The sequence below is a fragment of the Mycolicibacterium helvum genome (genome assembly GCF_010731895.1).
Lineage (GTDB): Bacteria > Actinomycetota > Actinomycetes > Mycobacteriales > Mycobacteriaceae > Mycobacterium > Mycobacterium helvum.
The window spans coordinates 835241-858996 of the sequence record NZ_AP022596.1 but is presented as its reverse complement, the minus strand read 5'-3'; the positions used below and the strand labels follow the sequence as shown (position 1 = coordinate 858996).

The window sequence follows — 23756 nt, the reverse complement described above, 5'->3', positions numbered from 1 at the left end:
TGCCCGCATCGTCAGGCGATCGTCATCCTGTAGTAGGCGCCCCGTCGGGCCAGTAGCTCGGCATGGTTGCCCGCCTCGATGATCCGCCCGGCCTCCATCACCAAGATGTTGTCAGCATCGCGGATGGTCGAGAGCCGGTGAGCGATGATGAAACTGGTTCGCTCCCGGCGCAATTCGGTCATCGCGTGCTGAATCAGCAGTTCCGTTCGGGTGTCCACCGAACTGGTGGCCTCGTCGAGGATCAGCAGCTGGGGGCGGGCCAGGAACGCCCGGGCGATGGTGATCAGCTGCTTTTCGCCGGCGCTGATATTGCCGCCGTCGTCACTGACCCGAGTGTGGTAGCCGTTGGGCAGGGTGTGCACGAACCGGTCCACGTAGGCCGCGCGCGCGGCTTCGATCACCTCGTCCTCGGCCGCCCCGGGCTTGCCGTAGGCGATGTTCTCGGCGATGGTGCCGCCGAACAGCCAGGTGTCCTGCAACACCATCCCGATTCGGGAGCGCAGTGCTTCCCGGCTCACACCGGTGATGTCGGCGCCGTCGAGCAGGATCCGTCCGGCGTCGACGTCGTAGAACCGCATCAGCAGATTGACCAGGGTGGTCTTGCCGGCGCCGGTGGGTCCGACAATAGCCACCGTGCTGCCCGGTTCGGCGACCAACGACAGGTCCTCGATCACCGGAGTCCCGGGGACATAGCTGAACCAGACGTTCTGGAACTCGACGCGGCCACGCGCGTTGTCCGGCAACGTCGTTGGCACGTCCGGTGATTCCTCCGGCTCATCGAGGAAATCGAAGACCCGCTCGGCGCTGGCCACCCCAGACTGCAAGGTGTTGTACATGCCTGCGACCTGGGTCAGTGGCTGGTTGAACTGGCGAACGTATTGGATGAAGGCCTGGATGCTGCCCAAGGTGATCTGGCCGGTCGCGACCTGATAGCCGCCGACCACCGCTACCGCGACGTAGCTGAGGTTCCCGATGAACGTCGTCGCCGGTGACACCAGACCGGAGAAGAACTGCGCGCCGAAACTCGCGTGGTAGACGTCGTCGTTGGCGTCGCGGAACTTCTCCTGGGCGGCGGCGCGGTGCCCGAATGTCTTGACGACGGTGAATCCGCTGTAGGTCTCTTCGATGTGCGCGTTGAGCCGACCGGTGTTGGTCCACTGGGCGATGAACATCCGCTGCGAGCGGCGCGCGATCACCCGGGTCACCCACAGCGACAACGGAACTGTCACGACGGTGATCAACGCCAGTAGTGGGGAGATGCTGAGCATCATCGCCAGCACCGCGACCACGGTCAGTACTGAGGTCAGCAGCTGACTGATGGTCATCGACACCGACGACTGGATATTGTCGACGTCGTTGGTGACGCGGCTCAACAACTCACCGCGCTGTCGGGAGTCGAAGTAGGACAGTGGCAACCGGTGGACCTTGTCCTCGACTTCGGCGCGCAGCGCCGTGATCGTGCGCTGCACGATCACGTTGAGTATCCGGGCCTGCGCCCAGATCAGCAGCGCAGCAACGACATACAGTGCCAATGCCAGCAGTAGGGTGTGGGCAACCGCGGTGAAGTCGACACCGCGACCGGGCACCACGTTGGTTCCGGACAACAAGTCGGCGAAGGTGTTGTCGCCGCGGGCCCGAGCAGCGGAGACCGCCTGGTCTTTGGTGATACCAGCCGGCAGTTGGCGGCCGATGACACCGTTGAACAGCAGGTCGGTGGCATGCCCGAGGATGCGGGGGCCGATGACACCGACCGCGATTCCACCGATCGACAACGCGATCACCGCCGCGGTCGGCCACCGCTGCGGGGTCAGCCGCCGGATCAACCGGAGCGCCGATCCGGTGAAGTCGCGCGAGCGGGCTTGCCGGGGATCCTGGGTCATCGCGCGCATCCCGCCGCCGCGGAATGTCGGCCCGGTCATCGCTCGCCCCCGACACCAGTGCCCACCGACTGAGAGTCGGCGAACTCCGCGTACGTCTCGCACTCGGCGAGCAGCGCGTGATGGGTGCCTGCTCCGACCACCCGGCCGCCGTCTATGACGACGATGTTGTCGGCGTGGGCGACAGTCGAGATGCGCTGGGAGACAATGATCACCGTGGCATCCGCGGACACTTCGCGAAGCGCGGCGCGGACCCGGGCGTCGGTGTGGACGTCCAGGGCGGAGAATGCATCGTCGAACAGATAGATCGCGGGCCGCCGGATCACCGCGCGCGCGATCGCCAGCCGTTGACGCTGACCGCCGGAGAAGTTGATGCCGCCCTGGGCAACCCGCATGCTCAAGTCATCAGGATGGGCGCGCACGAAGTCCTCGGCGGCCGCCACTCGCAGCGCCGACCACATGTCGTCCTCGGTTACCACCTGTCCTGGCGACGCACCGAGCGCTAGGTTGTCGGCGACGGTACCGGAGAACAGATAGCCCCGCTGCGGCACCAAACCGAGTGTCGACCAGAGGATTTCGGGGTCGTAGTCGCGCACGTCGATGCCGTCGATGCGCACCATGCCGTCGGTGACGTCATAGAGCCGGCAGATCAGTGCCACCAGCGTCGACTTGCCGGAGCCGGTGCTGCCGACGATCGCGGTCGTCGTGCCGGGCAGTGCGGTCAGCGAAACATCTTCCAGGACAGGGCGCTCCGCCCCGGGGTAACGGAACGTCGCATTGTCGAGGGCGATCGCGCCCCGGATGCTGCCTTCGGGGCGCCGCGGCGAGGCCGGGCAGCTGATCGCGGTTTGTGTGCCCAGCACCTCGGTGATCCGTTCGGCACACACCGAGGCGCGCGGCAGCATCACCAGGATCAGGGTGGCCATCAACACAGCCATCAGGATCTGCATGAAGTAGGACAGGAAGGCGATCAGCGAGCCGACTTGCATGTGTCCGCTGTCGATGCGCAGGCCGCCGAACCAGATCAGGGCGACGCTGGAGATGTTGATGGTCAAGGTGGTGACCGGCAACATCAGTGCCTGCCAGCGGCCGGCAGCCAAAGCGGTGTTGGATACCGCCGCATTGGCGACGGCGAACCTCTCGCGTTCGAAGGGTTCGCGGGCGAAGGCCCGGATCACCCGGATGCCGGAGAGCTGTTCGCGCATTACCCGATTGATGCCGTCGATCAGCCGTTGCATGCTGCGGAAGATCGGCAGCATGCGCGAGACGATCCAGTAGTTGGACAACGCCAGCACCGGAACGCTCACCACCAGAAGCCAGGACAACCCGGCGTCCTGGTGAATCGCCATGATGATGCCGCCGACGCACATGATCGGTGCGGTCACCAGGATGGTGGTCGTCATCTGGATCAGCACCTGAATCTGCTGGACGTCGTTGGTGGTGCGAGTCAGCAGCGACGGTGCCCCGAACCGAGCGGTCTCCTGCTCGGAGAACGTGGTGACGTGGTGGAACATCGCTGAGCGCAGGTCGCGACCGAAACCCATGCCGGTGCGCGAGCCGAAGTAGACCGCGCCGATCGCACACACCACCTGAAGGCCAGTCACCGCCAGCATGACCAGGCCCAACTCCGCGATAAGCCCGGTATCGCCCTTGGCCACGCCGTCATCAATGATCGCGGCGTTGACTGTGGGCAGATACAAAGAGGCCAACGTACTGATGGTCTGCAGCACCATCACCGCTGCGACCAGCCGCCGGTACGGCTGAACATACTGTCTCAGCAGCGCCAGGAGCATTTCGCTACTGTCGCACACGCCCTGAAACCCGGTTGCCCGGACCCTGTCGCCTTCGCCCACCTGAAATCTCGGCAAAGCGGCAGGTCAAGCGGCATGTCGGTGGTTGTGGCGGGGGGTGGCCGCTACAGTGCATGCTGTGACCCGCAGCAGGTGCGCATGACAGCGACGCGCAAACTCGTGATGGCTGCCGGAGTTGTAGCCATCGCCGCCAGTATCGGCGCATGCTCGGACTCGGGCAGCGGCCCGAGCCAAACCCAGGGCTCGCAGGCTCCCGGGCCGCAGCCGGGCAACGCCAAACACGGCCCGATGTTCCCCGAGTGTGGTGGCATCAGCGACCAGACGATGGCCGAGCAGACCCGTGTGACCGGCCTGGTGACTACGGCGAAGAACTCCATCGGCTGCCAGTGGCTGGCCGGCGGCGGCATTCTGGGGCCGCACTTCTCCTTCACTTGGTACCGGGGTAGCCCGATCGGGCGCGAACGCAAGACCGAGGAGCTGTCGCGCACCAGCGTCGAGGACATCAATATCGAGGGCCACAGCGGATTCATCGCGGTCGGCACCGATCCGACTCTGGGAGACAACCTGTGCGAGGTCGGAATCCAGTTCAACGACGACTTCATCGAGTGGTCGGTCAGCTTCGCCGAGAAGCCGTTCCCGCCGGCCTGCGACGTGGCCAAGGAATTGACCCGGCAATCGATCGTGAACTCCAAATGAGCCCGCGCCGGTTCGTCGCCGTTGCGGTAGCGGTGCTCGCCGCCCTGGTGCTGGTCAGCGGATGCGCCAAGACGGTGGCCGGCACGGCAGCGAAATCGGGGTCGGGCACCACACCGCGCAACGACAACTCCGCGCAGCAGTACCCGAACCTGCTCAAGGAGTGCGACGTCCTCACCACCGACATCTTGGCCAAGACGGTGGGTGCTGATCCGCTTGACATTCAGAGCACCTTCGTCGGCGCGGTCTGCCGCTGGCAGGCGGCCAACCCCGCCGGTCTGGTCGACATCACCCGGTTCTGGTACGAGCAGGGCAGCCTCGACAACGAGCGGGCCGTGGGCCAGTTCCTCAAATACCAACTGGAGAACCGGTCGATCGCGGGTGTGCCGTCGATCGTGATGCGGACCAACGATCCCAACGGCGGCTGCGGAGTCGCCAGCGACGCCGGTGGTGTCGTGGGGTGGTGGGTCAACCCGCAGGCACCCGGAATCGACGCATGCGGTCAGGCCATCAAGTTGATGGAGCTGACGTTGGCGACGAACTCCTGACTAGCGCGGATGAGCCGCTTGCGCGAAGACCAACTAGCGCGGCACGTGGAACGCGGTCAGCCCGGCGCCGCCGAGCCGTAGGCCGGCCCAGCTGCCTGTCGCCCGCAAGACGGCGATGGCCGATGTCGGGTACTTCGCCGCGATGCGTTCGGCGGCGTGGGAGTCCGAACTCGCCGGATTGGCCAGGCCGAGAGCCACGTGGCTCATCGTGGGTTCGTGGCCGACGACCAGCAGGGTGGCGATATCGTCGCCGACCTGGTTGATCTCGTCGATCATCGTTCCCGCAGTGGCGCCATAGAGCCGCTCGGAGTACGTCACCGGCGCGGTGACCCCGGCAAGGTCCAGGGTCTGTCGGGTCCTGGTCGCCGAAGAGCACAGCACCTGGCCGATCGCCGGCACATTGGCCCGTAGCCAGCCGCCCGCCAGACCGGCCTCCCGGATGCCGCGAGCAGCCAGTGGCCGGTCGTGGTCGGCCACGCCGTTGGGGTAATCCGACTTGGCGTGGCGCATCAGGATCAGGGTGCGTTGTGGCGCGGTCACGGACGTAAGGCTAAACGCTTCGGGTACATGCCGGTCGAGGTCCGCGGACTTGTCGGCACCGAGCCATACACTCGCCGCAGCACTCGCCGATGAGACAGAGAAGGGCCCGAGGAAATGCGCTTCGTGCACACAGCCGACTGGCAGCTCGGCATGACGCGGCACTTCCTGGAAGGTGAAGCCCAGCCTCGTTACTCGGCGGCCCGGCGTGACGCGGTGGTGGGTCTCGGCACGTTGGCCACGCAGGTCTCGGCCGAGTTCGTGGTGGTGGCGGGCGACGTCTTTGAGCACAACCAGCTCGCCCCCAAGGTGATCAGCCAGTCGTTGGAAGCCATGCGAGCCATCGGCGTTCCGGTGTACCTGCTGCCGGGCAACCACGACCCGCTCGACGCGTCGTCGGTCTACACCAGCGCACTGTTCAAGGCCGAATGCCCGGACAACGTGATCGTGCTGGATCGCGACGGAGTCTGGGATGTGCGCCCCGGTGTACAGCTCGTTGTCGCGCCTTGGCGCACGAAGGCGCCGACTGTCGACCTGGCCGCTGCGGTGCTGGCCGATCTGCCCGCCGACGGCACCACCCGCATTCTCGTCGCCCACGGCGGCGTCGACGTGCTCGATCCAGACCCCGGTAAGCCGTCACTGATCCGGATGGCGGCGCTGTCCGACGCCGTCGACCGCGGAGCGGTCCACTATGTCGCCCTGGGGGACAAGCACTCTCGCACCCGCGTCGGCGACAGCGGACGGGTCTGGTACTCGGGTTCGCCCGAGGTGACGAATTTTGATGACGTCGAGGCTGACCCGGGGCACGTCCTGGTGGTCGACGTCGACGAGGCCGACCCCAGCCATCCGGTGACCGTCGAATCCCACCACATCGGACGGTGGCGGTTTGTCACGCTGCACCGACAAGTCGACGACAGCCGCGACATCGCCGATCTCGACCTCAACCTCGACCTGTTGCCAGATAAGGAGCGCACGGTCGTGCGGCTCGGGCTGACTGGGTCGCTCACCGTGACCGACCGCGCCGCGCTGGATGCCTGCCTGGACAAGTACGTGCGGCTGTTCGCCTGGCTGGGCACCTGGGAGCGGCACACCAGCATCGCGGTGATGCCTGCCGACGGCGAGTTCGACGACCTCGGAATCGGGGGATTCGCCGCGGCCGCGGTCGACGAACTGGTTGCGGCCGCCCGCGCCGGCGACGGCGAAGCCGCCGCGGACGCCCAGGGTGCGCTAGGGCTGTTGCTGCGGCTGGCCGGGGGGAATGCGGCATGAAACTGCACCGGCTGGTCCTGACCAACTACCGCGGAATCGCACACCGCGACATCGAATTTCCCGACCACGGGGTGGTCGTCGTGTGCGGGGCCAACGAGATTGGCAAGACGTCGATGATCGAGGCGCTCGATCTGCTCCTGGAGTCCAAGGACCGCTCGACGAAGAAGGAAGTCAAGCAGGTCAAGCCGACGCACGCCGATGTCGGTTCCGAGGTCACCGCCGAGATCAGCACGGGTCCATACCGTTTCGTGTATCGCAAGCGTTTCCACAAGAAGTGCGAAACTGAACTGACCATCTTGGCGCCGCGCCGCGAGCAGCTGACCGGGGATGAGGCTCACGACCGGGTGCTGGCCATGCTTGGTGAGACCGTCGACACCGGTTTGTGGCATGCGCAGCGGGTGCTACAGACCGGCTCGACCGCGGCGGCGGACCTGTCCGAATGCGATGCGCTGTCGCGTGCCCTTGACCTGGCGGCGGGTGACGACGCGGCCCTATCGGGCACCGAACCGCTTCTGATCGAACGGATCGACGCCGAATACGGTCGGTACTTCACCGCGACGGGCCGGCCGACGGGCGAGTGGGGGGCCGCGATCACCCAGCTGCGGGTTGCCGACCAGGATGTGGCCCGGTGTGCCGCCGCGGTCGCCGAAGTCGACGAACGGGTCCGCAGGCATGCCGAACTCGCCGAGCGGCAGGCCGGGTTGGCCGATCGCCGGCAGGGCGTCGTCGCGCGCTTGGCCGCCGCCCGGGCGGCGGCCGGCGCGGTGGCCGAGCTTGCCGGCGAGCTGCGGCAGGCCGAGCTCGTCGCGACCGCGGCGCAGGGAACCTGCGCCGCGTCGAGCGCCGCGCTGGCCGAACGCGTGCGGCTGCGCGACGATGTGGCCGCACGCACCGTGGCCGTCACCGATGTGCGATCGCAGTTGGCCGCGGCCATCGAGGCCGAGCACACCGCGCGTGAAGTCGTCGAAATGGCTTGCGCGGCAGCGGCGGAATCGGCAATCGCCCTGAGCGCTGCCCAGGAGGCAGTCGACGAGACCCGCCGGGTGGTGGACGCGCTGGCCGGAAGCGAGCAGGCGCAGCGACTCACCGGCCGCCTGGACCGTATCGAGTCGGTCGAGCAACAGCTGGCCGAGCTCAACCGGGAGCTCGGGCAGATCAGGTTGACCGGTGACGTGATGGCCGATATCGAGTCGGCTGCGGCGCTGGTCGAGCGCATCGAGGCTCAGCTCGCGCTGACCGCCGCCACGGTCGAGTTCACCGCGGCCGCCGACCTGGAGCTGACCGTCGGTGAGCAGACCATCACGCTGTCCGCGGGGGAGCGCTGGACACCGGTGAGCTCGTCGCCCACCACCGTGGAGTTGCCCGGACTGGTCAGTGTGCGGATCGACCCCGGCGCCACCACATCAGGTGCTCAGGCCAAACTCGAAGCAGCACAACGAATTCTGGCTGAATCGCTGCAACAGGGCGGGTCCGATTCGCCGGATGACGCGCGGGTGATCGACCGCCGCCGACGGGAATTGACCAGCAGCCGCGATCAGTTGGCCGCGACCCTGGCCGGGCTGTGTGAAGACGAAGGGGTCGCTCAGATGCGCGCGCGGCTGGCATCCCTGCGTGCGGCGATATCGCCAGCACTGATCGCCGCAGGCGTCGATGCTGCCGCTGCGCGTGCTGCGTTCGTCGGCGCCATCGAGGCGCGTGAGAATGCCCGCGCCCAAGCTGATCTGCACCAGCGGGCGGTGGCGGGTGCCAATGTGCAACTAACCGAAAAGAGCACCGCAGCAACGGTTCTGCGCTCGAAGCTAGCTGATGCTGGCGCTGAGCTCGACTCCGCGACTGGGCGTCTCACGGCCCAGCGGGCGCTGGTGGGCGACGAGCAGGTCGCTGAGCAGGCCGCCGCTGATGCCGACGCTCAGCGGCAGGCTGCCACCGGGGTCGCAGAGCTGGCGCAGCGGTATGCGGCGGCCGATCCTACTGCGGTGGAAGCCGAATTGGCCGCGGCCAGCAGTGCGGCCACTGATCTGGACCGTGAGCAGGCCGGGGTTGGGCAGGCGCTCAACGACATCACCGTCGAACTTGGGGTGATGGGCAACGAGGGACGCAAGGGTGGTCTCGACGCCGCCCAGATCGCCCGGGAGCACGCCTTCGCCGAGCATTCGCGAGTGTCCCGCCGCGCCAGGGCGGCCGAGCTGTTGCGGTCGGTCATGGCCCGGCACCGGGACACCACCAGAGCCCGCTACGTCGCGCCGTTCCGCACCGAGATCGAACGGCTTGGCCGCCCGGTCTTCGGGCCCACCTTTGAAGTCGAGATCGACAGCGACTTGCGGATCTGCAACCGTACGTTGGACGGTCGCACCGTTCCCTATGACTCACTGTCGGGTGGTGCGAAGGAACAACTTGGCATTCTGGCCCGGCTGGCCGGTGCGGCGCTGGTCGCGTCGGAGGACGCCGTCCCGGTGGTCATCGACGACGCGCTGGGCTTCACCGATCCCGAGCGGCTGACCAAGATGGGTGCGGTATTCGACACCGTGGGCGACCACGGTCAGGTCATCGTTCTCACCTGCACACCGACCCGATACCTGGGCGTGCAGGACGCCCACGTGATCGAACTGACTGCCTGAGAACCGTCAGTCGGCCAGCGCCAGCACTTCGTCAAAGCTGGCCACCAGGCAGTCGTAGAACGCCTCGTAGTCAGGGATTGCACCGGTATCGACATCGATGCCGAGCGCGCACGTGTCCTGGTACGTCAGCAGCGTGACGTTGACCGCCGCGCCGATAGTCGGGCCGAACGCGTACTGCTTGCGCACCCGCGCGCCACCGAGATACACCTGCAGCGGAACACCTGGCACGTCACTGCATACGAAGTCGACGTGACGCAGGATCGAACCGATATACCAACGCGGCATCACGTTGAGCACGCCGGCGATCGCCTGCGTGTAGGGCAACGACTCTTCCTTGCGTACCCGGTTGGTGCATTCGTGGATGCTGCTTATCCGGCGTGCCGGATCAGTTATCCCGGCCGGCACGTCGAAACGCATGAGGGTGATTCGGTTCCCGCCTATCCCGTCGTCGTCAGTGCGCAGGCTGATCGGCATCGTCAGGTGCAGGTCGAAGACTCCGACCCCGTGCTTGTCGTGATAACGGCGCAGGCCGCCGGCAACTCCCGCGACGAAAGCGTCGTTGAGTGCGGCGCCGCTTCGGTGCGCGGCTTCGCGCAGGCGTGGCATCGGGACGTCGAGCACGCCCAGCCGACGCACCAGCGTCCGCTCCTTCATCAGCGGCGAGCCGGTCCTGTTCACCGGGCGAATTGTCCGGTATATCGACGCGGCCAGCGCACCGGCCGCTCCCGCGGTCCGCAGCGGCTGCCGAATTGTGTTGAACAACAGCTTTGGAGCGTTCATCACCGAGTCGGTGACGGCTTTGCCGACCCAGCCAAGTTCGTAGCGTACGGAGTCGCGGTAACCCGCCAATAGCCTGGGCGCGAGCGTGGTCAGTTCGGCGGGGACCGGCTCGGCGTCCCGAGGCTCTACGGTCAGGTCGAATAGCGTCATCGCGATCTGAACTCCGCCGACGCCGTCAGTCAGGGCGTGGTGGAATTTGCACAGCACGGCCGCGCCGCCGTCGTCGAGACCCTCGATGAGGGTGACTTCCCACATCGGCCGTGCCCGATCGAAGTCGGCCATGGCCGCGAGCCGGGCCATCTCGAGCACACCGGCGAGGTCGCCGGGCTGCGGAGCCGATACCCGGCGCAAGTGGTAGTCCAGATCGAAATCCGGGGCGTGCTCCCACCGGGGCGGCGCCGGCGGCGGTGAGTTCACCACCCGCTGGCGGAACATCGGCAGCTCACTGCTGACCATCTCGAACCGGTTGCGTACCAGGTCCCAGTCGGGGGACCGGTCGAGAAAGATCAGCGTCACCACCGTGGATCTCAGCCGGGGATCGGCTTCCATCGACCAGGTGAACGCGTCTGTGTTGCGCAGGAATTCGGTCATGATCTACTCCGCCACCAACGTACGGCGGCAGCGGTGCCGACCAGAACGTTCCGGGCTCAGTTGAGGACTTTGTTCCCTAACACTGATGCCTTCAGGCGGGACGCTGGCTCGTCGGGTATACCCACACCGAGTTCGGCGCGCCAGAATCGCCGGGCGTGATCAGAAATACGCGTTGGCCGGAATCGGGGTGCCGTGCAACAGGTTCTGGCCGATCACCCTGGCCTTGTAGGCCACCGGGTTGTGCAGGGTGATGGTGCGAATATTGCGCCAGTGCCGGTCCAAGTTGCGCTGACGGCTGGCCGCGCTGGCTCCGCCGAGTTCGAGCAGCCGGGTGGCAGCCTCCGGGGCGACGTCGTCGAGATGGACCTTCACTTTGGCGACCTTGAGCTGGGCCTCGGCGGCCAGGTCGGCGTCGGGCACACCATCGAGCACAGACTCCGTCGCCGCCTCGATGGCCGATGCCGCGTCGAGCACCGCTGCTCGTGCGATATAGGCCGTGCTGGCCAGCTCACCGAGCTGACGCTGATAGAGCGGATCGTCGACCGGGCTCTCGGCGACCGCGTGGCTGAAACTGCGCGTACGCGACCGCAGCAGTTCGACACCGTCGTCCACGATGGTCTGGAGCACACCGGCGACCACGGCGTGAATGTAGAGCTGGAGTGCCGCGTACTGGACCGTCGGAACCGGGTCGGCGTCGTACGGCGTGTCGGTCAATACCTCGTCAGGTGCCACGTCGACGCTGGTGAACACCGTCGTTCCGGTACCGGTCCGGCGCTGGCCGAAGCCGTCCCAGTCGTCGACCAGTCGCACACCGTCACGATCGGCGGGCACGATCACCGTGGCCACCGAGTCGTGGTCGGTGGTGGCCGTCACGGTCAGGTAGTCGGCGAAGAGGGTTCCGGTGCTGTAGTACTTCTCCCCGGTGAGGCGGAAGCCACCAGGAACGGGCAGCAACCGGGTGTTGAACACCAGGCTGCCGACGGCGTTCGAGCCCTTCTCGCTGAAGGCGTTGCCCACGATTCTGCCCTCGGAGACCTTGGTCAACCACTGACGCGACCGGCCGTCATTGAGGGTTCGCAGCCGCTCTTCGACGAACCAGAAATGCGTGCGGAAGATATGCGCCACAATGGGATCAGCCGCGGCGACATCGATCACTGTCGAAAATAATTGACGGACAGTGAAATTCGAACCGCCAAGCTCGGCGGGCAGGCGCAACGTACCAAAACCGGATTTTTTGAGCGCATTTACTTGGTCAAAGGGGTTCTCGTCGTTGAGGTCTCGGTCTTTGGCCCCAGATCTGATCTGGGCGAGCAGATCGGCGAACTCGGGGGTTCCGGGCAGGATGCGGTTGGCAGGCTCCACTGTGGTCATTGCCCCGTTCTACCGACGGCCGCCTCGACCGACACTGCTTTGGCTCACCCCGAACCTAAGAGGGGTCCAACAGGGCGCATTCCATTCCGGTCCCTGGCGAGGCACAATCAAGCCATGATGGGCCAGCCGCGATGACGTTGAACGAGAAGCGGCGCCGCGCCCACGAGAAACTGGCGGCACTGCCAGGCGTTCGTCCGGTTCGACGGCCGGTCACGCCGGGCGGACCGGACGAATTTGACCTCTACTACGTGCGCACCGGCCGCAAGACCAGACATCCGCTGGTCATCATCCCCGGCGGGCCGGGGGCCGCCTCGATCGCGCTCTACCGCGGGCTTCGCCGGCGCGCCGCCGCCGAGGGCCTGGACGTAATCATGATCGAGCACCGGGGTATCGGAATGTCGCGCCACGACGACGTCGGTGCGGACCTGCCACCCGAGGCGCTGACCATCGAGCAGGTCGTCGACGATGTTGCCGCAGTGCTCGACGACGCCCAGGTGCACAGCGCGATCATCTACGGAACGTCCTACGGCACCTATATCGCCGCGGGTGTGGGGGTACGCCACCCGGCCCGGGTCTACGCGATGATCCTGGATTCCCCACTGCTCGATCATGACGACATCGAGGTGGTCCGGCGCAACATTCGCAGCGTGCTCTGGCACGGTCAGCGAGACACCGAGGAGGTCGCCGACAAGGTGCGGCGGTTGGTCGACGCGGGAGTGATGACCCCGGCCGCCGCTCAGCTCGCCGCGACCGTCTACGGGTTCGGTGGTGCCCGCCTGCTGGACCGTCAGCTCGAACTACTGCTGGGCGGACGTCCCCTGGTATGGAAGACGATGGGCCGTCTCGGCGAGTTGATGGTGGGCCGAAAGGCGCCGTACCGCAATGAGACCGACCTGGTCGAGCGGATCGCATTCCGAGAGCTCAACTATGCGGCCGACCCGGACGGGCTGCCGCTGGACCCAGCGGTCGCCATGCGCGATCTCGCGGTCGGGGCGGCCCCGCGCTTCGAGGCCGAACCGTTCGATCTGGTTGCCGAGATGCCGAAATTCAGCTGGCCCACCGCGGTGATCTCAGGCGGTCGGGACCTGATCACGCCGCCGGCGGTCGCCGAGCGCGTGGCCGGGCTCATCCCCGGATCGGTGCTGGTGCGGCTACCGACTACTGGTCACAGTGTGCTCGACACCAAGGAGCGGGCGGCGTTGCGGATCGCCGAGGCGGCCTCGATCGGACGTATCGACACGCTGCGACCGCAGGAAGCGGCACTGGACGCCATACCGAGTAGTCCCGCGGTGCGGCTGATGGTGTCGGCGATGTCTGTGGCGGCGCGCGTCGAGGGCGCGCTGCCCGCGGTACTCCCGCGGACGGTGGCGCGCACGCTGCCCGACTTCTCGAAGCCGGCTACTTCATGAATCCGATTGCGCTGTAGTTCAAGTCGCCCAGCCCAGCTGGGCCGTAGTTGGCCAGATTGCTGCGCACCGCGGCGTTGCCGGCCGATTGGAACAACGGCAGACTGAACACCTCGCCGAAGATCAGCTTGTCCAGCTCGTTGGCCAGATCGCGCGCCTTGTCCGGGTCGAGTTCGTTGAGCACCTGCTCGACCTTGGCGTCGATATCGGGGCTGCTGATCTTGCCGAAGTTGCTCTCGGCGCCGGTGGTGTAGATCTGGTTCAGGCAGCACAGCGCGAACGCATCACCCACCCATGAGAATTGGGCGATATCGAAGTCACCAGGGATGACGTAGTTAGTGAAGAACCCGTTGCCGGGCTTGGCATCGATCTGCAGGTTCACCCCGATCTGGGCCAGGCTGTTCTGCGCGACGAGCGCAACCTGGCGGGTGGTCTGTGCATCGTAGAGGACGTCGCGGATGACCAGCTGCCTGCCGTCCTTCGCCCGGAACTGCCCGTTGAGTTTCCAACCTAGCGCGTCGAGCTCCTGTTTGGCCTTCTCAGGGTCGAAGGCCACCACCTGGCTGTTGTCCTGGTACCCCTTCTGGCCCGCCACATAGATGTGGTTGTTCAACGGGACCGGTTTGTCGACCAGACCGCGTTGCGTCACATCGGCAATCGCCTGCCGGTCGATACCCTTGGCGACGGCCAGCCGCAGCGCCTTGTCGGACAGGATCGAACCCGGCGCGCCGTTGAAGGTGAAGTGATACCAGCTCAGCCCCGGCGCACGCCGGATCGAGATACCCGGCGTCCGCCGGGCGATGGTGAGTTCGTCCAATGAGCCCAGCGCAGTGGCATCGATCGTATTGTTCTGCAACGCCGGAATTCTCGCTGCGTCATCGAGCACCAGGAAGGTGAACGAGTCCAGCAACGGTGGGGTGCCCCACCACTTCGGGTTCCGGCTCAACACGATGCGTTGGGCGGTGCGGTCCAGCGACGAGACCAGGAACGGGCCTGCGGACGGTCCGGGTCCATTGAGTTGCCCCTTGTTGAACACATCCGGGTTGGCCGTCATGCTCTTCGGTAACAGCATCGTGTTGCCGGCGAACATGCCGCGCCAGTCGGCGTAATGCTTGGCGAAGGTGATCACGGCCTGGCGGTCGTCGACACCACGGGTGACTGATGCGACGCGGTCACTGCCGTTGGGTGAGGCGATCGCGAAGGCCTTGTCCTTGCCACTGGTCGCGTTGATCTGGGAGGCGATGTCCTCCCAGGTGATCGGCGTGCCGTCGGACCAGACGGCCTTCGGATTGATCGTGTAGGTGACGACCTGGGGGTCGGTGCTGGTCAGTTCGACGCTGGTGAAGTAGTCGGTGTTGACCTTCATCGAACCGTCGGCGGCGATCACGAATGCGCGCGGCATGGTCGGCCTTAGTATTCCGCCGGTGTCGGCGTCATTTCCGTCGATGTTCAGCGTGTTCCAGTTCGACGGGAACGACGTCAGCGCCAACCGCAGATTGCCGCCGTTGCGCAGCGTGGCCGGGTCTTGCGGGTTGATATCGCTGGTCGCGCCGAGTTCGGCGTTGCCGCCGGCGGAGGGGACATCCTGCTTGCCGCTCGAACAGCCGGCCACCACCAGACTCGCGACGACTGCCAGCACTGCCATTCGGCCGGCGTGCCGGCGGATCGATCGAGTCACGCCACTGATGCTAGCGGCGAGTGGGATCCGGTTGCGGGATAGCGGCCAGCAACTTCTTGGTGTAGTCGTGCTGTGGGTTGGCGAAAACGTCGTCGGCATCGCCGTACTCGACCATCGCTCCTCGGTACATCACGACGACGCGGTGCGCGAGGTGCTTGACCACCGACAAATCGTGCGAGACGAACAGATACGACAGGTCGAATTCGCGCTGTAGGTCCAGCAGCAGATTGATGATGCCGGCCTGGATGGACACGTCGAGGGCCGACACCGGTTCGTCGAGAGCCAGGATCTTGGGTTGCAGCGCCAACGCGCGGGCGATGCCGATACGCTGTTTCTGACCGCCGGAGAATTCTTGCGCGTAGCGGGTGGCGTCGGCGCGCCGAAGGCCGACGATCTCTAAGAGCTCGGCGACGCGGGAGTCGATGCGCGTCTTGCTGAAGCCGTTGGCCTGCAACGGTTCAGCGAGCAAGTCTGACACGGGCAGCCGGGGATCCAGCGAGGCCACCGGGTCCTGGAACACCACCTGCAGATCCCGGCGCAGTTCACGTCGGCGCGCCGGGGTGAGGGTGGCTACGTCAGTGCCGAGCACTTCGATGGAGCCGGATTGCGGCGCGGACAGCTCGAGGATCTGGTGCAGGGTGGTCGACTTCCCGGACCCCGATTCGCCGACGATGCCCAGCGTCTCGCCGCGAGGCAGGTCGAAGCTGAGGCCGTCGACAGCACGGACCTCGCCGATCTGGCGGCGGAACACCACACCCTTGGTCAGCCGGTAGGTCCGGACCAGGTTCCGGACCTTGATCACGACGTCGGACTCGGCGTCGCCCTCGACCGCTGCCGGCTGGGTGGACACGCCGTAGATCTGCGCCGCGGTACGGCCCATGACCTCCTCGGTGCGAATACACGCCGCCGAATGGGCGGGGCCGACGCTGCGCAATGCCGGTTCGGTGGTTCGGCACTCGTCGATGACCAGCGGGCAGCGTGGTGCGAACGGACAGCCCGGCGCATGGTCCACCAGCGCGGGTGGGGCGCCGGGGATGGGAACCAGCCGGGTGCCCTGCGGTGCATCGAGGCGGGGCACCGAGCCCAACAGGCCTGCAGTGTAAGGCATTCGGCGATCACGGTAGAGGTCGCCGACGCCGGCTACCTCGACCGCACGCCCGGCATACATCACCAGTGCGCGGTCGGCGAACTCGGCGACTACGCCCAGGTCATGGGTGATGATCAGCACGCCCGCACCGGTAACGTCGCGCGCGGTCTTGAGTACCTCGAGGATCTGCGCCTGCACGGTTACATCGAGCGCGGTCGTCGGTTCGTCACAGATCAACAGGTCGGGGTCGTTGGCGATAGCGATGGCGATCACCACCCGCTGCCGTTCACCGCCGGACAGTTCGTGCGGGAAGGCCCGCGCGCGTTGCTCGGGCTGGGCGATGCCGACGAGCTCGAGCAGTTCGACGGCACGCGTACGCGCCGCCTGCTTGCCGATATCGCGGTGATGCACGGTGACGGCCTCAGCGATCTGCTGGCCGACGGTGTAGACCGGCGTGAGCGCGGACATCGGGTCCTGGAACACCGTGCCGATGCGCAGGCCCCGAATCTTCGACATCTCGGCGTCGGACAGACCGAGCAGTTCCTGGCCGGCCAGCCGCACCGAGCCGGACACCGTGGCGTATTCGGGCAGCAAACCGATGACCGCCATCGCCGCTGCCGATTTACCCGAGCCGGATTCGCCGACCATCGCGACGACCTCGCGCGGCCGGATCTGATAGGTCAAGCCGCGTACCGCGGCGAGATCGTCGCCGGTGGTGGGGAAACTGACGGCGAGGTCGGTGACTTCCAGCAGGGTGTCGCTCATGACTTCGTTTTCTTCCTGCGGCCCCGCCGCAGGTTGGTGCTACCGGGGTCGAGGGCGTCGCGAAGTCCGTCACCGGTGAGGTTGGCGCACACCAGGATCAGCACCAGCACCCCGGCCGGGAACAGGAACACCCACGGGAACGTCGTCGCCGACTTGGTGCCGTCGGCGATCAAGGTGCCCAGCGAGACGTCCGGGGGTTGAATACCGAAACCCAGGAAGCTCAAACCGGTTTCGGCCAGGATCGCGACGGCGACGTTCAGCGCGGCATCGATGATCAGGATCGACGCCACGTTGGGGATGATGTGACGGCTGATGATCCGCGAGCTCGACACGCCCATATACCGTGCAGCCTTGACGAATTCGCGCTCGCGCAGGCTCATCGTCAGACCGCGCACCATCCGGGAGCTGACCATCCAGCTGAACCCGGCCAGCAGCACGATGAGCAGCGCGACGTTCGCAGAGCCTTTGGTGATCGGGGTCAGGATCGCGATCAGGATGAAGCTCGGCACCACCAGAAGCAGATCCACCACCCACATCAGCGTCCGGTCGCGCCAGCCGCCGAAGTAGCCGGCGATCGAGCCGACGGTGGCAGCGATACCCGTCGAAATGACCGCTACGCACACCCCGATGAGCATCGATTTCTGCATGCCGCGCAGAATCTGGGCCAGCAGGTCCTGGCCTAATGCGTTGGTGCCGAACCAATGATCGGTACTGGGCGGATCCTGTAGTGCGTGAAAGTCGAGCTCGGTGTACGACCAGGGCAGCAGCGGCGGCAACGCGTAGCAGCCGATGAAGAGCAGAGCCAGCACGATCAGGGAGGCCATCGCCGCCCGGTTACGCGCGAACCGGCGCAGCACCAGGGTGCGTCGGGAGGCGAACTCCTCAGACTTGACCCCGGAGCGTGCGGAGGTGTCCGTTTCCGTCATGTCACCCTCACCCGCGGATCCAGGATCGCGTAGATAACATCGGAGAGCAGCCCGGCCAGCAGCACGACGGCACCGGAGAACACCGTGATGGCCGCGACGATGTTGGTGTCCTGGGTGGCGATGCCCTGAACCACCCACTCGCCCATGCCGTGCCAGCCGAAGATCTTCTCCACGAACACCGCACCGGTGACCAAACCCGCGACGCCGTAGGCAAACAATGTCGCCATCGGGATCAGGGCGGTGCGCAGCCCGTGCTTGAACAGGGCCTGCCGCCGAGTCAGACCCTTCGCCCGCGCGGTGCGGATGAAGTCTTGGCCGAGGACGTCGAGCATCGCATTGCGTTGGTAGCGGCTGTAACCGGCGATCGCGCCGAGCGCCAGCGTGACGCTGGGCAGGATCAAATGCTGCAGCCGGTCGATGAACTGGTTCCAGGGTCCGCCGACGGCGTCGGGCGACGTCTCACCGGTGTACTCGAAAATCTGAAGTCCCAGAACCGAATTGATATTCAGCGCAGCCAGGATCATCAGGTTGGCGATGACGAACGTCGGCGTACTGATCACCAGCAGCGACAGCAGCGTGATCACCCGATCGGATAATCGGTACTGCCGGATCGCGCCCCAGGCGCCGACCACCACGCCGATCACGGTGCCCAGCACCGAGCCGATGATCAGCAGCCGCAGGCTGACCCCGATACGGCGCCACAGTTCGTCGGCCACGGGCTGGCCGGTGACCGTCGTGCCGAAATCACCGCGTACCGCACCGGCCACCCAGTGGGCGTAGCGCAGCGGTATCGGCTTGTCGAGATCGAGCTCGGCGGCCTTGGCATCGATGACGGCTTGGGGCGGCCGCGGATTGCGTTGCAGCAGGCTGTTCAACGGAGTGAACGTCAGCGAGGTCAGCGAGAACGTCAGGAACGACGCCAACGCCAGTAGCACCAGGTAGTTGAGCAGCCGGCGCGCCAGGAATCGCGTCATCGGGCGCGCTCGGCCGCAGGGTGCATGCAGCACAGGGTAGGAGATGCCGGGGGGAAACGACGGGAAGACCCGGTGCGTCTATCGGCGCGGTGCGTGGGCAAGCAATCGGGTTGCGCTTCACGCCTCTCTGCCGATGGTGTCCAGCTCCTCGGTGGCCTGGCGAGTCCGTCGCCGAGCGTGGAGCCGCGATAGCAGGCCGGCGGCCTGGAGTTTTGCCCCGCCGACAGGGCAGGGAGGTTTCGGCTACACAGGTCACGGTTAACCAATTGTCAGCGGGCTGACAGGGAAGCCAGTCTGTGAAACACCGACCGAGACCGATTGGAAGTGTCGAGATGCAGAACATCAAAACGCTGTCCGCCGTGGTCGGCGGCAGTGCGATCGTGGCCATGGGCGCGTTGGCGATGGCGGTTACCGAGCGGGGTGGGGACATGATCGTCTCCGACCCCGGCACGTTCACCGCTCCGGTGACCTCCGAAATGGCCACGGGGGAGACGACGAAGTCGACGGCGCCGGAGGCAACTGTGTCGCCTGAGGTGGCGACTCCGCCGGTCACCGCGGAACCGCCCGAAGCGCCCTAGATGTGATGTCCTGAGCGATTTCGGCGCGCTTTCGTTCGCCTACCGGCGGTTTTCGCGCCGAAATCGCAGCTGTTGAAGGGGGCGGCAGTGGCGGGCGATATCATCGCGCAGTGAGCGTCACCGACGAATACCTGGCCAACAATGTCGAATACGCGAAGAATTTCACGGGGCCGCTGCCGCTACCGCCAAGTAAGCATCTCGCTGTCGTGGCGTGCATGGATGCCCGGCTGGACGTCTACCGGATCCTTGGTCTCAAAGATGGTGAGGCACACGTCATTCGGAATGCGGGCGGCGTGGTTACCGACGACGAGATTCGCTCGCTGACGATCAGTCAGCGCTTGCTGGGCACTAAAGAGATCATCCTCATCCACCACACCGACTGCGGGATGCTGACTTTCACCGACGACGCGTTCAAGCGCGACATCCAGGAAGAAACCGGCATCAAGCCGGAGTGGGCGGCCGAGGCTTTCGGCGATGTCGAGGAAGACGTGCGCCAGTCGCTGCGGCGCATCGAGAACAGCCCGTTCGTCACCAAACACGAGTCGCTGCGCGGATTCGTCTTCGATGTCGCGACCGGAAAACTCAACGAGGTCGTCCTTTAGCATCGGGCAAATAGCTGCCTGACCTGCGACCGCGTCTCCTGCGTTTAACCCTTGACTTCATCCAGTTGACTCGTTAGATTCCAGGCTAGCTTTGTAATTCTGGTCAATCCTACCAACTTTACGAGGAAACAATGGCAAGTCCGGTGGTCGAACGCCCCAAGCCGGGGCAATACGAGCTGAGCCACCTACGGTCGCTTGAGGCCGAGGCAATCCACATCATCCGCGAGGTCGCCGCCGAGTTCGAACGGCCGGTGCTGTTGTTCTCCGGTGGCAAGGACTCGATCGTGATGCTGCACCTGGCGATCAAGGCCTTCGCCCCCGGGCGGCTGCCGTTTCCGGTGATGCACGTCGACACCGGTCACAACTTCGACGAGGTGATCTCCACCCGCGACGAGCTCGTCGAGCGATACGGGCTGAGGCTGGTGGTCGCCAGCGTAGAAGAGGACATCGACGCAGGCCGGGTGGTGGACAACGGCCCGTCGCGCAATCCGCTGCAGACCGTGACGCTTTTGCGCGGGATCCGCGAGAACAAGTTCGACGCCGCCTTCGGCGGTGCCCGCCGCGACGAGGAGAAGGCCCGCGCCAAAGAGCGGGTGTTCAGCTTCCGCGACGAGTTCGGTCAGTGGGACCCTAAAGCCCAACGACCCGAACTGTGGAACCTCTACAACGGCCGCCATCGCAAGGGTGAGCACATCCGCGTCTTCCCGCTGTCGAACTGGACCGAATACGACATTTGGGCCTACATCGGTGCTGAAGGCATCACCCTGCCGGCGATCTACTACTCCCATACCCGGCCGGTCTTCCAGCGCGACGGAATGTTGTTGGCCGTCCACGAATTCATGCAGCCGGCCGCCGACGAGCCGGTGTTCGAGACCGCGGTGCGGTTCCGCACCGTCGGCGACGTCACGTGCACCGGCTGCGTGGAGTCCACGGCGGTCACCGTCGACGAGGTGATCGCCGAGACCGCGCTCTCGAGACTGACCGAACGGGGCGCCACCCGCGCCGACGACCGAATCTCCGAAGCAGGCATGGAAGACCGCAAGCGGGAGGGCTACTTCTGATGAGCACGCTATTGCGAATTGCCACCGCCGGGTCCGTCGATGACGGTAAGTCGACCCTGATCGGCCGGTTGCTCTACGACTCCAAAGCCGTGATGGAAGACCAGCTGGCTGCCGTCGAGCGGACGTCGCGCGAGCGCGGCAACGACTACACCGACCTCGCGCTGGTGACCGACGGGTTGCGATCCGAGCGCGAACAGGGCATTACCATCGATGTCGCATATCGCTATTTCGCCACGGCCAAGCGGAAATTCATCATCGCCGACACCCCGGGGCACATCCAGTACACCCGCAACATGGTCACCGGCGCGTCGACCGCGCAGCTGGTGGTCGTGCTCGTCGATGCGCGTCACGGCCTGCTCGAGCAGTCTCGCCGGCATGCGTTCCTGGCTTCGCTGCTGGGTGTGCAGCACATCGTGCTGGCGGTCAACAAGATGGACCTCATCGATTGGGACCGTGAGCGTTTCGAGTGGATCCGCGAGGAGTTCCACGCGTTCGCCGCCCGGCTGGACATCCACGACGTCACCACCATCCCGATGTCGGCACTCAACGGCGACAACGTTGTGACCAAGTCGGACAAGGCTCCCTGGTATGACGGCCCGCCGCTGCTGAGCCACCTCGAGGACGTCTACATCGCCGGCGACCGCAACCTGGTGGATGTGCGCTTCCCGGTGCAATACGTGATCCGGCCGCAGACAGTCGAACACGCCGACCATCGCAGCTATGCCGGTACTGTTGCCAGCGGCGTGATACGACCCGGCGACGAGATCGTTGTGTTGCCGAGCGGAAAGACCAGTCGCATCACCACGATCGACGGTCCCACCGGTCCCGTCGACGAAGCGTTCCCGCCGATGGCGGTATCGATCAGTCTGGCCGACGATATCGATATCTCACGCGGTGACTTGTTGGCCAGGCCGCAGAATCAGCCAATGGCCACAAAGGAATTCGATGCCACGGTGTGTTGGATGGCCGACGATTCCGCTCTGGAGCCCGGGCGCGACTACATCATCAAACACACCACCCGCACCACCCGGGCCCGGGTCGGCGCTTTGGGCTATCGCCTAGACGTCAACACGCTGCACCGCGACAAGAGCGCAACGGCGTTGAAGCTCAACGAGCTCGGCCGAGTGACCCTGCGCACCCAGGTGCCGCTGCTGCTCGACGAATACTCCCGCAACGCGGCCACCGGATCGTTCATCCTGATCGATCCCGACACCAACGTGACGGTCGCCGCGGGGATGGTTCGCGATACGGCCCCGACTGCCAGTCGCACCGCGTCGCCGAACACGGTGCGCCATCAGTCTCTGGTGACCTCCGGTGACAGGCTGACCAAGGGGCGCACACTGTGGTTCACCGGCTTGTCTGGTTCGGGTAAGTCGTCGGTCGCGGTGCTGGTGGAGCAGAAGCTGCTCGAACATGGTTCTCCCGCCTACATTCTCGACGGCGACAACCTGCGCCACGGACTCAATGCCGACCTGGGCTTCTCGATGGCCGATCGTGCCGAGAATCTGCGCCGGCTGGCCCATATCGCCACGCTGATGGCTGACGCCGGTCTGACAGTCCTGGTGCCGGTGATCAGTCCGCTGGAGGAGCACCGGGAGCTGGCCCGCAAGGTCCACGTCGACCAGGATGTGGACTTCTTCGAGATCTTCGTCGACACCCCACTGGAAGACTGCGAGCGCCGCGACCCGAAGGGGCTCTACGCAAAGGCCCGTGCGGGGGAGATCACCCACTTCACCGGGATCGACAGCCCCTATCAACGGCCGAAGAACCCCGATCTGCGGCTCACCCCGGAGCACACTTGCGACGAGCTGGCCCAGCAGGTTGTGGATCTGTTGGAGGGCGAACAGTGAGCGACCACGAGTTGGCCGCCGCGCTGGCCACTCAGGCGGGCAAGCTACTGCTCGACGTCCGAGCCGAACTCGCCGATGCCTCCGGTGCCGAGCGAAAAGCGGCCGGCGACAAACGCTCTCACGACTACCTCATGGAAGCGTTGGCCCAGGCCCGGCCCGACGATGCCGTGCTGTCCGAAGAGGGCGCCGACGATCCGATTCGGCTGCGGAGCAAGCGGGTGTGGATCGTGGATCCGCTCGACGGCACCCGCGAGTTCTCCGAGCTCGATCGCGAGGACTGGGCCGTGCACGTGGCGTTGTGGGAGGACGGCGAACTCATCGCCGGCGCGGTGGCGCTGCCGGCCCAGAACACCACCCTGGCCACCCCGGCGGTGCCGGGCCCGCCGCCCGGACCGGCTGTCCCGCGCATCGTGGTGTCGCGGACGCGACCTCCCGCGGTCGCCCTGCAGGTGCGCGATGCACTGGGGGGTGTACTTGTCGAAATGGGCTCTGCCGGAGCGAAAGTCGCAGCGGTGGTGCAGGGTCTCGCGGATGTCTATGTGCACGCCGGCGGGCAGTACGAATGGGACTCGGCCGCCCCGGTGGCCGTCGCCCGGGCCGCTGGGCTGCACACCTCGCGCATCGACGGATCGCCGCTTCAGTACAACCGGCCCGACCCGTTACTTCCCGACGTTGTCGTGTGCCGGCCCGAATATGCCGAGGCGGTGCTGGCTGCGACGCAGTAGCGTTGCGGC

19 protein-coding genes are annotated in these 23756 nt (G+C 65.9%); 10 read left to right on the top strand and 9 right to left on the bottom strand.

Annotation, left to right across the window (positions count from 1 at the left end; translation table 11 throughout):
- Positions 1 to 11: 11 nt before the first annotated feature.
- Complete coding sequence (locus tag G6N38_RS03725; protein WP_163746305.1) at positions 12 to 1919, bottom strand: ABC transporter ATP-binding protein; 1908 nt, start codon at positions 1917 to 1919, stop codon at positions 12 to 14.
- Positions 1916 to 3670 (bottom strand): ABC transporter ATP-binding protein, encoded by a 1755-nt coding sequence (locus tag G6N38_RS03720; RefSeq protein WP_163746304.1) that lies wholly within the window; start codon positions 3668 to 3670, stop codon positions 1916 to 1918. The genes G6N38_RS03725 and G6N38_RS03720 overlap by 4 nt, the downstream gene beginning before the upstream one ends.
- A 156-nt stretch (positions 3671 to 3826) precedes the next feature.
- Here G6N38_RS03720 and G6N38_RS03715 point away from each other — a divergent pair, with 156 nt between their 5' ends.
- The gene (locus G6N38_RS03715; RefSeq protein ID WP_163746303.1) at positions 3827 to 4384 is read left to right on the top strand and encodes a DUF3558 domain-containing protein; all 558 of its coding nucleotides are present in this window, start codon (positions 3827 to 3829) and stop codon (positions 4382 to 4384) included.
- A complete protein-coding gene (locus G6N38_RS03710; RefSeq protein WP_163746302.1) occupies positions 4381 to 4929 on the top strand; it encodes a DUF3558 domain-containing protein in 549 nt (182 codons plus the stop codon). Before G6N38_RS03715 ends, G6N38_RS03710 begins: the two co-directional genes overlap by 4 nt.
- A gap of 33 nt (positions 4930 to 4962) precedes the next feature.
- On the opposite strand, the gene G6N38_RS03705 is transcribed toward G6N38_RS03710, so the two are convergent.
- Complete coding sequence (locus G6N38_RS03705; protein ID WP_407662918.1) at positions 4963 to 5469, bottom strand: SixA phosphatase family protein; 507 nt, start codon at positions 5467 to 5469, stop codon at positions 4963 to 4965.
- Positions 5470 to 5583: 114 nt separating this feature from the next.
- Here G6N38_RS03705 and G6N38_RS03700 point away from each other — a divergent pair, with 114 nt between their 5' ends.
- Complete coding sequence (locus G6N38_RS03700) at positions 5584 to 6735, top strand: metallophosphoesterase family protein (RefSeq protein ID WP_163746301.1); 1152 nt, start codon at positions 5584 to 5586, stop codon at positions 6733 to 6735.
- The gene (locus G6N38_RS03695; protein ID WP_163746300.1) at positions 6732 to 9353 is read left to right on the top strand and encodes an AAA family ATPase; all 2622 of its coding nucleotides are present in this window, start codon (positions 6732 to 6734) and stop codon (positions 9351 to 9353) included. Before G6N38_RS03700 ends, G6N38_RS03695 begins: the two co-directional genes overlap by 4 nt.
- A 6-nt stretch (positions 9354 to 9359) precedes the next feature.
- Here G6N38_RS03695 and G6N38_RS03690 read toward each other — a convergent pair whose 3' ends face one another.
- Together G6N38_RS03690 and G6N38_RS03685 are read right to left on the bottom strand one after the other, a co-directional pair.
- Positions 9360 to 10724 (bottom strand): wax ester/triacylglycerol synthase domain-containing protein, encoded by a 1365-nt coding sequence (locus G6N38_RS03690; protein ID WP_163746299.1) that lies wholly within the window; start codon positions 10722 to 10724, stop codon positions 9360 to 9362.
- 159 nt (positions 10725 to 10883) lie between these two features.
- Positions 10884 to 12095 (bottom strand): acyl-CoA dehydrogenase family protein, encoded by a 1212-nt coding sequence (locus G6N38_RS03685; RefSeq protein WP_163746298.1) that lies wholly within the window; start codon positions 12093 to 12095, stop codon positions 10884 to 10886.
- A 131-nt stretch (positions 12096 to 12226) separates the two neighbouring features.
- Here G6N38_RS03685 and G6N38_RS03680 point away from each other — a divergent pair, with 131 nt between their 5' ends.
- Complete coding sequence (locus G6N38_RS03680; RefSeq protein WP_163746297.1) at positions 12227 to 13504, top strand: alpha/beta hydrolase; 1278 nt, start codon at positions 12227 to 12229, stop codon at positions 13502 to 13504.
- On the opposite strand, the gene G6N38_RS03675 is transcribed toward G6N38_RS03680, so the two are convergent.
- The 4 genes from G6N38_RS03675 to G6N38_RS03660 are packed head-to-tail and all read right to left on the bottom strand — an operon-like array spanning position 13494 to position 18931.
- Complete coding sequence (locus tag G6N38_RS03675; protein WP_163751779.1) at positions 13494 to 15146, bottom strand: oligopeptide ABC transporter substrate-binding protein OppA; 1653 nt, start codon at positions 15144 to 15146, stop codon at positions 13494 to 13496. The two genes, G6N38_RS03680 and G6N38_RS03675, sit on opposite strands and share 11 nt — an antisense overlap.
- A 43-nt stretch (positions 15147 to 15189) precedes the next feature.
- The gene (locus tag G6N38_RS03670) at positions 15190 to 17031 is read right to left on the bottom strand and encodes an oligopeptide ABC transporter ATP-binding protein OppD (protein WP_163746296.1); all 1842 of its coding nucleotides are present in this window, start codon (positions 17029 to 17031) and stop codon (positions 15190 to 15192) included.
- On the bottom strand, positions 17028 to 17957 hold the full coding sequence (locus tag G6N38_RS03665) for an oligopeptide ABC transporter permease OppC (protein WP_163746295.1): 930 nt from the start codon (positions 17955 to 17957) through the stop codon (positions 17028 to 17030). The genes G6N38_RS03670 and G6N38_RS03665 overlap by 4 nt, the downstream gene beginning before the upstream one ends.
- Complete coding sequence (locus G6N38_RS03660; RefSeq protein ID WP_163746294.1) at positions 17954 to 18931, bottom strand: oligopeptide ABC transporter permease OppB; 978 nt, start codon at positions 18929 to 18931, stop codon at positions 17954 to 17956. Before G6N38_RS03660 ends, G6N38_RS03665 begins: the two co-directional genes overlap by 4 nt.
- 332 nt (positions 18932 to 19263) lie before the next feature.
- Between G6N38_RS03660 and G6N38_RS03655 the strand changes: the two genes are divergently transcribed.
- The 5 genes from G6N38_RS03655 (at position 19264) to G6N38_RS03635 (ending at position 23747) form a co-directional block, all read left to right on the top strand.
- Positions 19264 to 19509: a hypothetical protein gene (locus tag G6N38_RS03655; RefSeq protein ID WP_163746293.1), complete on the top strand. Its 246-nt coding sequence runs from the start codon at positions 19264 to 19266 to the stop codon at positions 19507 to 19509.
- Positions 19510 to 19619: 110 nt separating this feature from the next.
- On the top strand, positions 19620 to 20111 hold the full coding sequence (locus tag G6N38_RS03650; RefSeq protein WP_163746292.1) for a beta-class carbonic anhydrase: 492 nt from the start codon (positions 19620 to 19622) through the stop codon (positions 20109 to 20111).
- Positions 20112 to 20242: 131 nt separating this feature from the next.
- Entirely contained in the window at positions 20243 to 21172 is a 930-nt protein-coding gene (gene cysD / locus G6N38_RS03645; protein WP_163746291.1) for a sulfate adenylyltransferase subunit CysD, read from the top strand.
- Positions 21172 to 23022, top strand: a complete 1851-nt coding sequence (gene cysN / locus G6N38_RS03640) for a sulfate adenylyltransferase subunit CysN (RefSeq protein ID WP_163746290.1) — start codon at positions 21172 to 21174, stop codon at positions 23020 to 23022. Before cysD ends, cysN begins: the two co-directional genes overlap by 1 nt.
- Positions 23019 to 23747, top strand: coding sequence for a 3'(2'),5'-bisphosphate nucleotidase CysQ (locus G6N38_RS03635; RefSeq protein WP_163746289.1), 729 nt, complete (start codon positions 23019 to 23021; stop codon positions 23745 to 23747). Before cysN ends, G6N38_RS03635 begins: the two co-directional genes overlap by 4 nt.
- Positions 23748 to 23756 lie beyond the last annotated feature (9 nt).